The sequence below is a fragment of the Leifsonia sp. NCR5 genome (assembly GCF_002105485.1).
Classification (GTDB): Bacteria; Actinomycetota; Actinomycetes; order Actinomycetales; family Microbacteriaceae; genus Leifsonia.
The window spans coordinates 38,876-53,799 of sequence record NZ_NCSR01000008.1 but is presented as its reverse complement, the minus strand read 5'-3'; the positions used below and the strand labels follow the sequence as shown (position 1 = coordinate 53,799).

Here is a 14,924-nt window from a genome sequence, read left to right as displayed (position 1 = left end):
CCTGATCTGCGCGAAGATAGATGAGTGCGTGGCGAGCATACGCGCGAACGGTATCCCCAGTCTGGGAGTTGCCCCCACCCACCCTGAAGAGTATCGAGGAGACGATCAGATGGCGAAGAACACGGTCGGCGTTATCGGCGGAGGGCAGCTGGCCCGCATGATGGTCCCTCCCGCGATCGAACTCGGGATCGACATCCGCGTGCTCGAAGAGGCGGAGGGGATGAGCGCCGAGATCGCCGCGACCGGCGTCGGAGACTACCGCGACCTCGACACCGTCCTGGCGTTCGCCGAGACCGTGGATGTGATCACCTTCGACCACGAGCATGTCCCACCGGCGATCCTCCGCGAGCTGGTCTCGCGCGGCATCGAGGTGCACCCGGGTCCGGATGCGCTGCTCTACGCCCAGGACAAGCTGCAGATGCGCGCCAAGCTCACCGAGCTCGGCCTTCCCGTCCCGGACTGGGCGGCCGTCGAGTCCGCCCACGAGCTGGGCGCGTTCCTCGCCGACCACGGTGGCCGCGCCGTCGTGAAGACCGCCCGCGGCGGCTACGACGGCAAGGGCGTCCGCGTCGTCTCGGAGGCGGCAGAGGCCGACGACTGGTTCCTCGCGCTCGCCGAGGACGGCAGGGGAGGGGCGCTCCTCGTCGAGGAGCTCGTCTCGTTCAGCAGAGAACTCGCCCAGCTGGTGGCCCGCCGCCCGTCCGGCGAGATGAAGACCTGGCCGGTGGTCGAGACCGTTCAGCGCGACGGCGTCTGCGCAGAGGTCATCGCTCCGGCCCCCGGCTCGAGCGGCCGTGCCGCCGACCTCGCCGCGGAGATCGCGCGCACCATCGCAGACGGTCTCGGCGTCACCGGTGTGCTCGCCGTCGAGCTGTTCGAGACGACGGACGGCCGCATCCTGGTCAACGAGCTGGCGATGCGCCCGCACAACAGCGGCCACTGGTCGATCGAGGGCGCCGTCACCAGCCAGTTCGAGCAGCACCTGCGCGCCGTGCTCGACCTTCCGCTCGGGTCGACGGAGACGCGCGACGACTGGTCGGTGATGATCAACATCCTCGGCGGCCCAGCCGCCGGATCGCTGCAGGACAGGTACCCCGCTGCGCTCGCCGCACATCCGAGGGCCAAGTTCCACGGCTACGGCAAAGACCCGCGGCCCGGCCGCAAGGTCGGTCACGTCACGGTCGGCGGGGACGACCTGGACGACGTGGCGTACCAGGCGAGAGCGGCCGCGGCCTTCTTCACCGACTGACGCAGCCTTCACGGACTGACGCAGCGCGGGGCGTGCCGTCCGGGCACCGGGCCGGAGCGCATCTAGCATGGTGGTCATGCCCGCAGCCTCCACCAACCCGCTCGTCTCCGTGGTGATGGGGTCGGACTCCGATTGGTCGGTGATGCAGGACGCATCACGGCTCCTCACCGAGTTCGGCGTCGACCACGAGGTCGAGGTCGTCTCCGCCCACCGCACTCCGGAGAAGATGATCGACTTCGGAAAGCGCGCAGCATCGCGCGGTGTGAAGGTGATCATCGCCGGAGCGGGAGGGGCGGCCCACCTGCCCGGGATGCTCGCGGCCGTCACAACGCTGCCCGTCGTCGGCGTCCCCGTACCGCTCGCCAGGCTCGACGGCCTGGACTCCCTGCTGTCGATCGTGCAGATGCCGGCGGGGGTCCCCGTCGCCACCGTGTCCATCGGCGGCGCACGGAACGCCGGACTGCTCGCGGTCAAGATCCTCGCCACCTCCGACAACGCGCTCGCGTCTGCGCTCGAGACGTTCGCGGCCGATCTCGAGGCCAGCGTCGAAGAGAAGAACCGGGCCCTCCAAGCAAAGCTATGAGCATCGCGACCCCACTGCGGCACCCGGATGTGTCGTCCGCTCCGATCATGACGAAGCGGGCCTGGTGGCTCGTGGGCCTGAACGTGCTCCTGCCCGGATCCGCCCAGGTGGTCGCCGGCAACAGGACGCTCGGCCGCGTCGGCATCGTCGCCACGCTGCTGCTCTGGCTGCTGGCGATCGTCACCCTGGTCGTCTACCTGATCTCGCCGTCGAGCGTGTACACGCTGTTCACCCAGACGGCCGGGCTGCTCGTGCTGCAGGTCATGCTCGTGGCGTACGCCGTGCTGTGGATCGTGCTCACCCTCGACACGCTGCGGCTCGTGCGGCTGGTCAAGGCCCGCCCGAACGCGCGCGGCTGGATCGCGGCGTTCGCCGTGATCGTGCTGGTGGGGCTCACCGGAACGGCCGGGTACGCATCCATCGTCGCCGGATCGGCGAGGGGCGCCCTCGGCGACATCTTCTCCGCCGGCCCGTCGCAGCCGCCCGTGAACGGCCGCTACAACATCATGTTGCTCGGCGGCGACGCCGGCCCGGACCGCGACGGCCTCCGCCCGGACAGCATGTCGGTCGTCAGCATCGACGCGAGCACCGGCCAGGCGGTCACGATCGGCCTCCCGCGCGACCTCGACCCCGTTCCCTTCCCGGCGAAGTCGCCGCTGCACACGCTGTACCCGGACGGCTACGGCTACGAGGACCGCTGCGACGTCGACGTCTGCCAGCTCAACTCGATCTACACCGAGGTGGAGCTGTACAAGCCCGACCTCTACCCGAACGCGAAGAAGAACAACAGCGAGCCGGGCATCGAGGCGATGCGGGATGCGCTGGAGGGCGCGACAGGGCTCACCATCCAGTACTACGTGCTGATCGACATGCAGGGTTTCTCCGACCTGATCGACGCGCTCGGCGGCGTCGACATCACCGTCACCGACCGCGTCCCGATCGGCGGCGACGAGAACCTCAACGGTGTCGCGGAGTGGATCGAGCCCGGGGTGCACCACATGGACGGCTACCACGCCCAGTGGTACGCCAGGGCGCGTCACGGGTCGAGCGACTACGACCGCATGGCCCGGCAGCGCCAGCTCCAGGATGCGATCCTCAAGCAGGTCAACCCGGTCAACGTGGTGAGCAAGTTCCAGGACATCGCGCACGCGGGCGCCCAGGTGATGAAGACCGACATCCCGCAGTCGATGCTCGGATACTTCGTCGACCTGGGGATGAAGACGAAGGCGCTGCCCGTGAAGCAGCTCGAACTCGTGCCGCCCACCATCGACCCCGAGAACCCCGACTACGGGCAGATCCACGGGCTCGTGCAGCAGGCGGTCGCCCCTACCACGCCGAAGCCCTCCGGCAAATAGGTCGGCGCGCAGCTCACAGCTGACCCCTGAACAGGTCACAGGAACCCGTGAGGCGCACGGGGTACCGTGGTCGGCCTATGTCGAGTACTGGTGTGAATGTGACGAAAAAAACGGGTGGACGGCTGGCCTCCCTCGATGGACTTCGAGGGGCGGCGGCGCTGATCGTGGTGCTTCACCACGCGATGTACACGAACCCCAACTTCCCCGGCACACCGGGCGGGGGCACGGCTCCGAGCGGTTCTCCGATGTGGTGGATCAGCTACACGCCGCTGAAGCTGTTCACGGCCGGCTGGGAGTCGGTCATCGTCTTCTTCGTCCTCTCCGGCCTCGTCGTGACCCTGCCGGTCGTCCGCAAGCGCGGGTTCGACTGGATCGCGTACTTCCCCCGCCGTGCTGTTCGGCTGATGGTGCCGGTCATAGCGTCCGTGCTGCTCGCGGCCGGGTTCGTCGCGGCCATCCCGCAGGTGAGCACCCAGCCGAAAGGCACCTGGCTCAGCGACTCGTCGACGCCGGCGTTCAGCTGGGAGTACATCGTCAAAGCCTGGGACCTGCTGGGCGGAGACGGCCAGATCAACAACCCGCTCTGGTCGCTGCGCTGGGAGCTGATCTTCTCGCTCGCGCTTCCGGTGTTCGCGATCGCGGCCATCGCGGTGCGCCGCTGGTGGCTGGGCGGCCTGGCCGCCGCCGTGCTGCTCACCTGGCTGGGCGTCCGGACGGACGCCGGCGCACTGTCCTACCTCCCCGCGTTCTTCGTCGGGGCCGTGCTGGCCGTTCGCCTGGACTCGGTGCGGATCTTCGCCGAGCGCCTGAACGCGCGCCGCATTCGGCACCTGGTGTGGGCGGCGATGACGCTCGGCAGCGGCGCGCTGATGATCGCTCCGTGGCTGTTCGGGCCCGGTGTCGCCGACCTGCCGGAGCTCGTCGCCGTGCTCAAGGGACTGATGCCGCTCGCCGCCGCGGGACTGGTGGTCGCCGCGATCGGCTGGAAGCCGCTGCACGCCCTCTTCGAGTCGCGCCCGCTGCAGTACGCGGGAACCATCTCGTTTAGCCTGTACCTGGTGCACGTGCCGATCCTGATCTTCAGCACGTACCTGTTCGCCGGACAGGCCTGGTATGTGCCGCTGCTGTTCGGCATCCCGCTCGCCGTGCTCGTCGCCATCGGCTTCACCTGGCTGATCGAGCAGCGCAGCCACGGCTGGTCGCGCGCCGTCGGTGCCTGGGCGTCCGAGCGCTACCGCGCCTGGTTCGGCCCCGAGCAGGCGAGCGAAGCCGCGGGAACGACCGAGCAGGCCGCCGTGGGGTCAGGCGCGCGAGTCGGACGCTAGCTCGCGCGCCGGGGTCTGCTGCGCATCCGGTGCAGCCGCTGCTGCCGTCTCTCCGGAGCCGCGGTGCGCGAAGCCGCGTGCCACAGCCGCTCCGGTGATCTTCGACAGTGTGTGCGAGCGCTTCTCGATGAGCCAGTAGAAGGCGGCGGCGACCGCGATGGCGGTCACCACGGCGAGCATGCCGACCACCGGAAGCGACAGCGACGGGAAGAGGTAGTAGAACGTCAGGATGATCGGGACGTGCACGAGGTAGAGGCTGAACGACACCATGCCTGCCCAGCGCAGCGGGCCCACGGACAGCAGCCACGCCAGCGGCGACCACTCCAGGCAGCAGATCACGATGATCAGCGCCGCCACCGGCTGGAATCCTGCCAGCCACATCGCCGGGATGGGCGTGAGCGCCGGGAACAGCCAGGTGCCGATCAGCAGCAGAAGCGACGCCACGAAGACGACGGCCCAGACCAGGTGCCCGATGCGCCACGACGAGATGGCGGCGCCGATGGCCTGGATGCGCGGGAACAGTGCGGCGGCCAGCGCGCCGACGAAGAAGGCGGGGAGGTAGCGGAAGCTCTGTGCCTGCGAGTCGATGCCGAGGAACGTGGATGCGACCGTCAGCGCGAGCACGAGTGGCCAGAACCGCTTGAGCACGACGGCGAGGCCGACGAAGAGCGCGAGCGCCATCGAGAACGCCATCTCCCAGAAGATGGACCAGAGCGGGTTGTTGAGCGTCACATCCGGCATCAGCGGGTCGATGTTGACGAGGAACCGCTCGATGCTGAGCGGATGCACGCTCGTCGACGCCGCCCAGGAGCTCGTCCCGAATCGCGGGATCTGCGGCACGAGCAAGGCCAGCCCTGCGGCGAGCACGAGTGAACAGAGCACGGGCAGGCCGATGCGCACGAGGCGGCGGGGGAAATACGCCATCCAGTCGAACTCGCGCGGTCTGAGCACGGGAAGGCTCAGCACGAAGCCGCTGAGCACGAAGAAGATGATCACGGCTTCCGGGCCGGCCGTCAGGAGCTTCAGCGGGGAGTGGCTGAACCACCACGCCAGCGACCCCTCTGCCGGAAGGTCCCCGCCCATGTACGTCGCCGCGAACGGCTGGTACAGCAGGCTCACGTGGTGCGCGACCACGATCAGAGCGGCGACGCCGCGGAGCCCGTCGAGGGAGGTGAGGCGGCGAGAAGAGGAAGACATGACCGGGTCAGAATAGCAACGACGGCCTGGACAGTCTCCGAGCGCGCCGTGCCGGGGTGCCTACAGGTCGGCGTGCAGCTGCCAGACGCGCTCTGCCGAGTCGCGCCAGCTGAACGCGCGGGCGCGGTCGGCGGCCAGGATGCCGAGCCTGCTGCGCAGCTCGTCGTCGGTCAGCACCCGGCCGATGGCCGCCGCGAGCCGCTCGGAGTATGCGGGGTCGTCCGGGGTGTCCGGTCGCTCAACGGCGAGCCCTGCACCCGCTGCGACCTCGACCAGGGCGGGGTCGTCGGAGTGGATCACGGGCAGGCCGAACTTGAACGCCTCGACGATCGGCAGCCCGAATCCCTCCGCCAGGCTGGCGAAGACGAACACCGTCGCGCGGTCGAGGGCGACGGCGAGGTCGGCGTCGTCCAGGTGGCCGAGCGCGCGCACCCTGTCCTCCGGGAGCCCGGCCGCGGCGGCGACTCCGGTGGCAGAGCCGTCGCCGTACCTGTCCGGTCCGGCGATGATGAGCGGGATGTCCTGGGCGTCTGGCAGGGCGACGGCGCGGATGAGCGGTGCGATGCCCTTGCGCGGCATGATCGAGCCGAGCGTGAGCGCGTATCGCTCGGGGAGGCCGAGCCTGGCCGAGCGCTCGTCGGCGTCCGCGGGGAGGCGCAGCGTCGTGGCGGGCGCGCCGCCGATGACGCGCACTCTGTCGCCGAAGTCGATGAACTCGCCGAGCTGGTCGGCGATGGCGTGCGTGGGCACCACGATGGCGTCCGCGTGCTTGCGGGCGCGCTTGGCCATCGCCTTGTGCCAGAGGGCGTTGGCGGAGCCGAGCGACTCCGGGTGCAGCCAGGGGAGCACGTCGTGGATGGTCACCGCGATTTGGTCGCCGTCGTTCACCCTGTCGTGCTTGCGCAGCGGAGCCAGCAGGCTGGGTGCGTGCACCATCCCGCTCACCCCGCCGAGCTTGAGGCCGGACTGCCAGGCCATGACGAGTTCGCGCCTGCCCATCGGCAGGGTGGTGATCGCCGCGATGCCGGGGAGGCGCATCCGGAGGTCGTCGACGATGTCGTCGGAGACGTTGGGGACGATGCCCTCGACCTGGCACCCCGCCGGCGCCGTGGCGATGAGCTGCCTGGTCAGTTCCTCGGTGTACCTGCGCGCCCCGCCGGGGGCGTCGCCGATGAGCTCATCAACGACCACTCTCAGGGTTGTCATGCTGCTCCAGAACTCCGTGACGCGCTGCGTCTGCCAGTGCTTCGTCCCACGCGCGCATGGGCTCGAGGCCGGCGGCGCGCCATGCCTCGTGACCGAGCACCGAGTACGAGGGCCGAGGTGCAGGGCGGGCGAACGCGGAGCTGTCGGTCGGTGTGACCCTATCAGGGTTCAAACCGGCCTCGCTGAAGACCGCCTTGGCGAAGCCGTACCAGCTCGTCTCGCCCGCGTTGGTGCCGTGGTAGACCCCTGCTGGGGCGTCCGCGTCGAGCATGGCGACGATCTGTGCCGCCAGGTCGGCCGTCCAGGTGGGCTGGCCGAGCTGGTCCTCCACGACGCTGACGGTCTCGTGGCTTCCCGCGAGCTTCACCATCGTCTTGGCGAAGTTCGCGCCGCCCGCTCCGTAGAGCCACGCAGTGCGCACCACGTACGTGCCGTCCGGATGCGCTGCGAGCGCCAGTTCCTCGCCGGCGGCCTTCGTGCGGCCGTACGCGTTGATCGGATCACGCGGGGCGTCCTCGGCGTACGGGGCGCTGCCGTGGCCGTCGAACACGTAGTCCGTGGAGACGGTCACGAGCTTCGCGCCGTGCTGCTTCGCCGCGATGGCGAGGTTCTCCGGGCCGGTCGCGTTGATCGCGTACGCCTCGTCTTCGTGCGTCTCCGCGTCGTCGACCTTGGTGTACGCGGCCGCGTTGATGACCACGTCGTGGCCGGCGACGGCGGCGAGCACGGCATCCCGGTCGGCGACATCGAGGTCTGCACGGCGCAGAGCCGTGACCTCACGGCCGGCGAGCGCCCGCTGCAGGTCGAGGCCGAGCTGCCCGGCGGCGCCGGTGATCAGGTAGCGCGTCATCAGTTGTCCAGCGCGGCGCGTGCCTTCAGCGGCTCCCACCAGCTGCGGTTGTCGCGGTACCACTGCACGACGTCCGCGAGGCCCTGCTGGAACGGCACGAGCGGCTCGTAGCCGAGCTCTGCGCGGATCTTGGAGATGTCGACCGAGTAACGCAGATCGTGGCCGAGGCGGTCGGCGACGCGGTCGACGTACGACCAGTCCTTGCCGGTCGCGTCGAGCAGCAGCTGGGTGAGCTCCTTGTTGGTGAGCTCGGTGCCGCCGCCGATGTTGTAGATCTCGCCGGCGCGGCCGCCCACCAGCACCATCGCGATGCCGCGGGTGTGGTCGTCGACGTGCAGCCAGTCCCGGATGTTGTTGCCCTCGCCGTAGAGCGGGACGTGCTTGTCGTCGATCAGGTTCGTGACGAACAGCGGGATGACCTTCTCGGGGAAGTGGTACGGGCCGTAGTTGTTCGAGCAGCGCGTGATCGAGACGTTGAGGCCGTGCGTGCGGTAGTAGCTGCGCGCGAGCAGGTCGCTGCCCGCCTTCGAGGCGGAGTACGGCGAGTTCGGCTCGAGCGGCCGCTCCTCGTCCCAGGAGCCCTCGGCGATGGAGCCGTAGACCTCATCGGTGGAGACGTGGACGAAGCGCTTCACGTCGTTGCGGAGCGCCGCGTCGAGCAGCTGCTGGGTGCCGAGCACGTTGGTCTCGACGAAGATGGATGCGTCGCGCACCGAGCGGTCGACGTGCGACTCCGCCGCGAAGTGCACCACGGCGTCGATCTCGGGGAACAGTTCATCGAGCAGGCCGCCGTTGCGGATGTCGCCCTTGATGAAGGTGTAGCGGGGAGAGTCGGCCACGGGGGCCAGGTTCTCCAGGTTGCCCGAGTACGTCAGAGCGTCCAGCACGACGACCTCTGCGCCTTCGAGGCCGGGGTACGCATCCTGCAGCGTTCGCCGGACGAAGTTGGAGCCGATGAAACCGGCGCCGCCGGTGACGAGAATTTTCATGGAAAGTAGGACCTGCCTCACGGATTCTGGACTGCCGCAGAGATTCTACCCGGTCGCTCCCTGAGAGCCTTCACCGATAGCCAATGCGGATATTGCAGGGGTGCACGGTTCGTTCTAGGCTCGCGCTCGTGACTAACACGGGGGAGCGCGTCCGCACGCGCACGAAATTGTTCGGGATCGTCGCGGCGGGGGCCACGGCGATCGCACTGCTCTCAGCGCCGACGGCGGCGGTGGCGGACACGTCGGACGACCAGCGCGCGGCCGCGTACTACGCCCAGGTGCAGGCGGCAGCGGCTGCGGCGGGAACCGCGGTCTCGCCGGAGGCCGAGCAGCAGAACGTGATCGACGGGATGGGCGAGTTCCACGCAACCGGGGCGTCCGACGCTGTGGCGTCGAAGTTCGTCGCGGGCAACCTGGTGAGCGACGCGGTCTTCTACAAGGGCAACGCGTGGAGTGTGGGGACCATCCAGTCGTTCCTGAACACCAAGGGTGCAGGATGCACGACCACCGCGGCACCCGGATGCCTGAAGAACTACAAGCAGATCACGCCGACGACGACTGCCGACCCGATGTGCGGCGTCTATCAGGGCGCGGCGAGCGAGACGGCAGCGACGATCATCTCGAAGGTCGGGCTGGCGTGCGGCATCAACCCGGTTGTTCTGCTCACACTGGTTCAGAAGGAGCAGGGGCTCGTCGCGACCGCCGCTCCCAAGAAATCCATGTACGACTTCGCGACGGGTCTGAACTGTCCTGACACTCAAAAGGGATGCTCGACCAACCCCGCCTCCACCGGGTTCTTCAACCAGGTCTACGGCGCGGCGTGGCAGTTCAAGCGCTACGCCAACCCTCCGGGCACCAGCAACTACTTCACTTGGTTCAAGGTCGGCAAGGTGAACGGCATCCAGTACAACACCGATACAACCTGCGGAAAGAAGCAGGTGGCGGTCTTCAACAAGGCCACCGCTGCTCTGTATTACTACACGCCGTACACCCCGAATGATGCATCCGTTGCCAGCTATCCCGGCACGGGTGACGCCTGCTCGGCATACGGCACCCGCAACTTCTGGATGCTGTTCAACGCCTGGTACGGATCGTCCACCGCAGGCTCGGTGCCCGCGCTGTCGCGCCTCTCCGGTGGGGACAGGTACGAGACGTCCGCCGCCATCTCCCGCGCCGCATACCCGAGCCCCGGCGCAGGGGTCGCCTCTGCGTACATCGCGAGCGGCTTGAACTTCCCGGACGCGCTCGCCGCCGCTCCAGCGGCAGCGAAGCTGGGCGGGCCGCTGCTGCTCGTGCAGACCACTGCTGTTCCCGCTCCGATCATGACGGAGCTGCGCAGGCTCAAGCCGGCGAAGATTTTCATCGCGGGCGGGGCGGCCTCCGTGACGGATGGGGTGATCCAGCAGCTGCGCTCCGTCACGTCGTCGGTGACGCGGGTCTCGGACTACGACAGGTTCACCACGTCCATCGCCATCGCGAACCAGGCCTTCCCCGCCGGAGCGGACACGGCATACATCACCTCGGGGATGAACTTCCCCGACGCACTCTCCGCCGGCGGAGCCGCCGGAGCGCAGGGCAAGCCCGTGCTGCTGGTCAACGGCGCGCTCGGCTCACCCGACAGCCTGACCGTCGCCGAGCTGCGGAAGCTCAAGGCCACCAAGGTGAACGTCGTCGGCGGCCCCGCCAGCGTGTCCGCCGGGTTCGCCAACGGCCTGCAGAAGCTCGGCTTCACGGTCACGAGGCTCGCGGGCAGCGACCGTTTCGCCACCAGCGTGGCCGTCAACGCCGCCGCGTTCCCCGGGGCGACGTCCACCGCGCTGCTCGCCTCCGGGGCCGCATTCCCCGACGCACTGTCCGGAGCGGCGTACGCCGCGGCGGCGAAGAGCCCGCTGCAGGTCACCCCGCAGGGCTGCGTGTACCCGCAGGCGGCGGAGCAGACGCTCCGCGCTCCGACGTACAAGCTCCTCGGCGGAACCACGGCGCTCAGCGATCTCGTGGGGAAGCTCAGCGTCTGCCAGTAGACTCCTGGGGTGCAGATTCGCGAATTGAGTATTCCTGACGCTTACGAGATCACTCCGAAGCAGCACGCGGACGACCGCGGACTGTTCCTGGAGTGGTACCGGTACGACCGTCTGGAGGAGGCCGTCGGCCACTCGCTGAACCTCCGCCAGGGCAACACGTCCGTCTCCAAGCGCGGTTCGGTGCGCGGCATCCACTTCGCCGACATCCCCGTCGGGCAGGCCAAGTACGTCACCGCAACGCACGGCGCCGTGCTCGACTTCGCCATCGACATCCGGGTCGGCTCGCCGACATACGGGCAGTGGGACACCGTGCTGCTCGACGACAAGGACCGCAGGGCGATCTACGTCTCCGAGGCGCTCGGCCACTGCTTCGTCGCCCTCACGGACGACGCGACCGTGAGCTACCTCGTCAGCGACGTGTACAACCCCACCAGGGAGCACGGGATCAACCCGCTCGACGCGGAGGTCGGCCTGCGCTTCCCCGAAGAGGCCGGCGAACTGCTGCTCTCCCCGAAAGACACCGAGGCCCCCGGCCTCGCAGAGGCCGCAGCGGCCGGGCTGCTTCCCACCTGGGAGGCCGCCCGCGCGTTCTACGCCTCGCTCGACAACGGAGGTAACTGACCGACATGCGCGGAATCATCCTGGCCGGCGGCTCCGGCACGCGTCTGTGGCCGATCACCAAGGGCATCTCGAAGCAGCTGATGCCGATCTACGACAAGCCGATGATCTACTACCCCCTCTCGACGCTGATGATGGCGGGGATCAACGAGATCCTCATCATCACGACGCCGGAGTACAACCAGCAGTTCAAGGCGCTGCTCGGCGACGGGTCGGAGCTCGGAATCCGGCTCGAGTACGCCGTGCAGCCGTCCCCGGATGGTCTCGCGCAGGCGTTCATCATCGGCGAGGAGTTCATCGGCGACCAGTCGGTGGCTCTCGTGCTCGGCGACAACATCTTCCACGGCGCAGGGCTCGGCTCGTCGCTGCGCAACCACAGTGAGATCGACGGCGCGCTGATCTTCGCCTACCACGTGAGCAACCCGACGGCGTACGGCGTGGTCGAGTTCGACGACAGCTTCACCGCCGTCTCCATCGAGGAGAAGCCGGTCAAGCCGAAGAGCAACTACGCGGTTCCCGGCCTCTACTTCTACGACAACTCCGTCGTCGAGATCGCCAAGACGATCGAGCCGAGCGCGCGCGGCGAGCTCGAGATCTCCACCGTCAACGAGCGCTACCTGGATGCGGGCACGCTGCAGGTGCAGGTGCTCGACCGCGGCACGGCGTGGCTCGACACCGGCACATTCGAGTCGATGATGCAGGCCTCCGAGTACGTGCGCGTGATCGAGGACCGGCAGGGCTTCAAGGTCGGCTGCATCGAGGAGATCGCCTGGCGCGCCGGGTGGATCGACGACGCGCAGCTCGCCGTCCTCGCCGCGCCGCTCGTGAAGAGCGGGTACGGTCGCTACCTCAACGGGCTGCTCGCCGTCGACGCCTGAGCGCCAAGCGCATCCAACGTCGGAAGGCTCCCGCTGTCGCGAACAGCGGGAGCCTTCGTCGTTTCCGCGGCGTGGCGAGCCATCGCGCACGCGTGTGCTGTCGAATAGGGTGGCTGGTGGCGCCCGACCGCGCTGTCTACCGGCTCGCCCCGGCACACCGTCTCCGAGGAGCTCCCATGACCGACCTCCGTCTGGGTACGGCGATCGTCGCCGCCGTCTGCGCCACCGTCGCCCTGGGCATCGCAGGCCCCGCAGCCGCAGCGCCGGCCGCGCCGGCGGCCTCCCTCGCGCGGCAGGCAGCCGACCCGGCCCCGACGCCGCCCGCAGGAACGCCGACGATGGGGGAGTACGCCCCCGAGACCTTCGCCGCAGCGGCGGCCCAGCTTCCCGCCGACCTCACCGACGCCGTCCAGCGTGACCTCGGGGTCACTCCCGAGGAGTACCTGAGCGACGCGGCGGCGGCGACAGACGCAGCAGCGGTCGTGTCGTCGCTGAAGAAGGACGGCGTCGACGTGGTGGCGTCGCGCATCGACGGCACGGACCTCCACGTCACCGTCGCGTCGTCGGCGGACGTCGCTCCCGCGGAGGCCACGGGAGCGACCGTGACGGTCGGGTCCGCCCCTCCCGCCCTGAGCGGTCTCCGGCTGAACGCGGCGGCAGCGCCCCTGCTCGGCGGGACGGCGTGGGGCTACCTCGTCGACGCGAACAGCGGGGAGCGCTGCTCGATCGGCTTCAACGGCACGGACGCGAGCAACCAGCAGCAGTTCGTGACGGCAGGGCACTGTGTGCAGGGAACGCCGTATTCCTCGATCATGCAGATCGTCCAGAGCAGGCCGAGCGACCCGGCCGCGCAGTTCGGAGCGACCATCGGCTCTCCCGTCGCCGGGACGTTCCGGTTCGGCGGCGGCTTCGACTCCGGCCGGATCGCTGTGACCAGCACCGCTTTCGCGCCCCAGGCGGCCATCTCCACCTGGGGCGGTGCGCAGGGCGCGCCGACCGCGAGTTCGCTCGGCATCAAGGGCGACACGACGGCCGTGGTCGGGGCCTCGATGTGCAAGTCGGGGTCGAGCAGCGGCTGGACCTGCGGAAAGGTGCTGGCCGTCGACGCGATGGTCGACGTGGACGGTCAGGACGTCAACGAGATCATCAGCGATGCGTGCGTGCTGAAGGGCGACAGCGGCGGCTCGGCCGTCGTCGGGGCGTACGCCCTCGGTGTGACGAGCGCCAGCTCGCAGTCGGACACCTGCGGCTCAGGACAGCTCGGTGCCTTCTTCCCGTTGCGCTCCTCCGCGTCGCCCAGCGTCGCATCGCAGCAGCCCGGCTGGAAGCTGTCGGTGGCCGTCTCGGCGCCCGTGCCCTCCGTGCACGACGGTTCGACCGTGTTCGCGCCCGGATCGCTGACCGGAACCGTCGCGGGCGGGAACGCCCAGACGACCGTGTCCGTCTACTACGACGGCCGCACGGACGCCTCCGGTGCGAACACGACCGCCACGGTGTCGTCGGCGGGGGCGTGGAGCGTACCCCTGCCCACGACGCCGGGGAAGCATACCTACCGCCTGGTCTCGCGGTGGGGCACCACCGCGGCCGCGACCTCGACGGGGACGATCACGACCGTCGCCAAGCCCGCCGTCGCGCGGCTGTCCGGCAGCGACCGCTTCGACACCGCCGTGCAGATCTCGCGCGCCGGATTCCCCGGCACGGCGAAGACGGTGGTCGTCGCCTCCGGAGTCGACTTCCCGGATGCGCTCTCGGCAGCACCCGCCGCGGTCGCGCTCGGCGCCCCGCTGCTGCTGACGATGCCCGGGGCGCTCCCCGCATCCATCGCCGCCGAGATCGCCCGGTTGAAGCCCACCAGGATCATCGTGGTCGGCGGGGTCAACGCCGTATCCGCCGGTGTCGCGAAGACACTCTCGTCGTACGGCACGGTCACGCGGCTGGCCGGGGGCGACAGGTACGAGACGTCGAGGAAGGTCACGGCGTTCGCGTTCGGGAGCGCGAAGCGGGTCTACATCGCCACGGGCACCTCGTTCCCGGATGCGCTGTCGGCCGGAGCGGCGGCCGGAGCGTTCGCGAACCCCGTCGTGCTCGTCCCCGGCTATGCCGCGGGAGCGGACGCGGCGACCTCGTCGCTCATCTCGAAGCTCGGCGCCACCTCGATCGCGGTGGTCGGCGGCCCGGTGAGCGTGTCCAACGCGCTCGCCACGTCGCTCGGCCGCATCGCCCCTGTCACCCGGCTCGGGGGCAGCGACCGCTTCGAGACCGCGCAGGTGGTCAACAAGAACGTGTTCTCCTCGGACACGGCCCTGTTCGTCGCCTCCGGGGTGACCTTCCCCGACGCTCTGGCCGGATCGGCACTCGCCGGAGCGAAGGGCGCCCCGCTCTACGTCGTGCCGACCGGATGCGTCGCCCAGAGCACCGTGGCGGAGGTCGGCAGGCTCGGCGCGACCGCCATGACCGTCCTCGGCGGGACGGCGGCGCTCTCGTCCGGCATCTCGTCGCTCAGCGTCTGCCCGTAGCCGGTCCACCCCCGAACGGGGTGCGGCAAAACTGAGGCAAATTCAATAAACGAGCGTTCGACGCAATTTGCATGCAATTCCTTTGCGTCAGAGGGCCCAAACGCTGCGTATCCTGGCTAGGCTCGACGATGTGTTGA

Annotated in this window: 12 protein-coding genes; 8 read left to right on the top strand and 4 right to left on the bottom strand. The window is 69.2% G+C overall.

Annotated elements, in window-relative coordinates:
* Nucleotides 1–109 precede the first annotated feature (109 nt).
* From B7438_RS08650 to B7438_RS08635, 4 genes are all read left to right on the top strand, one after another.
* On the top strand, nucleotides 110–1,249 hold the full coding sequence (locus tag B7438_RS08650) for a 5-(carboxyamino)imidazole ribonucleotide synthase (RefSeq protein ID WP_085369148.1): 1,140 nt from the start codon (nucleotides 110–112) through the stop codon (nucleotides 1,247–1,249).
* Between the two features lie 67 nt (nucleotides 1,250–1,316).
* Nucleotides 1,317–1,832, top strand: coding sequence for a 5-(carboxyamino)imidazole ribonucleotide mutase (gene purE / locus B7438_RS08645; RefSeq protein WP_085369147.1), 516 nt, complete (start codon nucleotides 1,317–1,319; stop codon nucleotides 1,830–1,832).
* Nucleotides 1,829–3,187, top strand: a complete 1,359-nt coding sequence (locus B7438_RS08640; protein WP_085369146.1) for an LCP family protein — start codon at nucleotides 1,829–1,831, stop codon at nucleotides 3,185–3,187. The genes purE and B7438_RS08640 overlap by 4 nt, the downstream gene beginning before the upstream one ends.
* A 98-nt stretch (nucleotides 3,188–3,285) precedes the next feature.
* The gene (locus B7438_RS08635) at nucleotides 3,286–4,512 is read left to right on the top strand and encodes an acyltransferase (RefSeq protein ID WP_256921936.1); all 1,227 of its coding nucleotides are present in this window, start codon (nucleotides 3,286–3,288) and stop codon (nucleotides 4,510–4,512) included.
* Here the strand turns inward: B7438_RS08635 and B7438_RS08630 are convergent.
* The 4 genes from B7438_RS08630 to rfbB are packed head-to-tail and all read right to left on the bottom strand — an operon-like array spanning nucleotide 4,489 to nucleotide 8,754.
* Complete coding sequence (locus B7438_RS08630) at nucleotides 4,489–5,709, bottom strand: acyltransferase (RefSeq protein ID WP_085369145.1); 1,221 nt, start codon at nucleotides 5,707–5,709, stop codon at nucleotides 4,489–4,491. The genes B7438_RS08635 and B7438_RS08630 overlap by 24 nt on opposite strands.
* Before the next feature lie 60 nt (nucleotides 5,710–5,769).
* Nucleotides 5,770–6,915, bottom strand: a complete 1,146-nt coding sequence (locus B7438_RS08625; protein ID WP_085369144.1) for a glycosyltransferase family 1 protein — start codon at nucleotides 6,913–6,915, stop codon at nucleotides 5,770–5,772.
* Nucleotides 6,890–7,765: a dTDP-4-dehydrorhamnose reductase gene (gene rfbD / locus B7438_RS08620; RefSeq protein ID WP_085369143.1), complete on the bottom strand. Its 876-nt coding sequence runs from the start codon at nucleotides 7,763–7,765 to the stop codon at nucleotides 6,890–6,892. Before rfbD ends, B7438_RS08625 begins: the two co-directional genes overlap by 26 nt.
* Entirely contained in the window at nucleotides 7,765–8,754 is a 990-nt protein-coding gene (gene rfbB / locus B7438_RS08615; RefSeq protein WP_085369142.1) for a dTDP-glucose 4,6-dehydratase, read from the bottom strand. The genes rfbD and rfbB overlap by 1 nt, the downstream gene beginning before the upstream one ends.
* 128 nt (nucleotides 8,755–8,882) lie before the next feature.
* Here rfbB and B7438_RS08610 point away from each other — a divergent pair, with 128 nt between their 5' ends.
* From B7438_RS08610 to B7438_RS08595, 4 genes are all read left to right on the top strand, one after another.
* On the top strand, nucleotides 8,883–10,775 hold the full coding sequence (locus B7438_RS08610; protein ID WP_143465752.1) for a cell wall-binding repeat-containing protein: 1,893 nt from the start codon (nucleotides 8,883–8,885) through the stop codon (nucleotides 10,773–10,775).
* A 9-nt stretch (nucleotides 10,776–10,784) separates the two neighbouring features.
* On the top strand, nucleotides 10,785–11,396 hold the full coding sequence (locus B7438_RS08605; RefSeq protein WP_085369140.1) for a dTDP-4-dehydrorhamnose 3,5-epimerase family protein: 612 nt from the start codon (nucleotides 10,785–10,787) through the stop codon (nucleotides 11,394–11,396).
* A 5-nt stretch (nucleotides 11,397–11,401) separates the two neighbouring features.
* Nucleotides 11,402–12,271 carry a glucose-1-phosphate thymidylyltransferase RfbA gene (gene rfbA, locus B7438_RS08600; protein WP_085369139.1) on the top strand — a complete coding sequence of 290 codons (870 nt, stop codon included), beginning with the start codon at nucleotides 11,402–11,404 and terminating at the stop codon, nucleotides 12,269–12,271.
* A 176-nt stretch (nucleotides 12,272–12,447) separates the two neighbouring features.
* Entirely contained in the window at nucleotides 12,448–14,787 is a 2,340-nt protein-coding gene (locus B7438_RS08595) for a cell wall-binding repeat-containing protein (protein ID WP_085369138.1), read from the top strand.
* Nucleotides 14,788–14,924 lie beyond the last annotated feature (137 nt).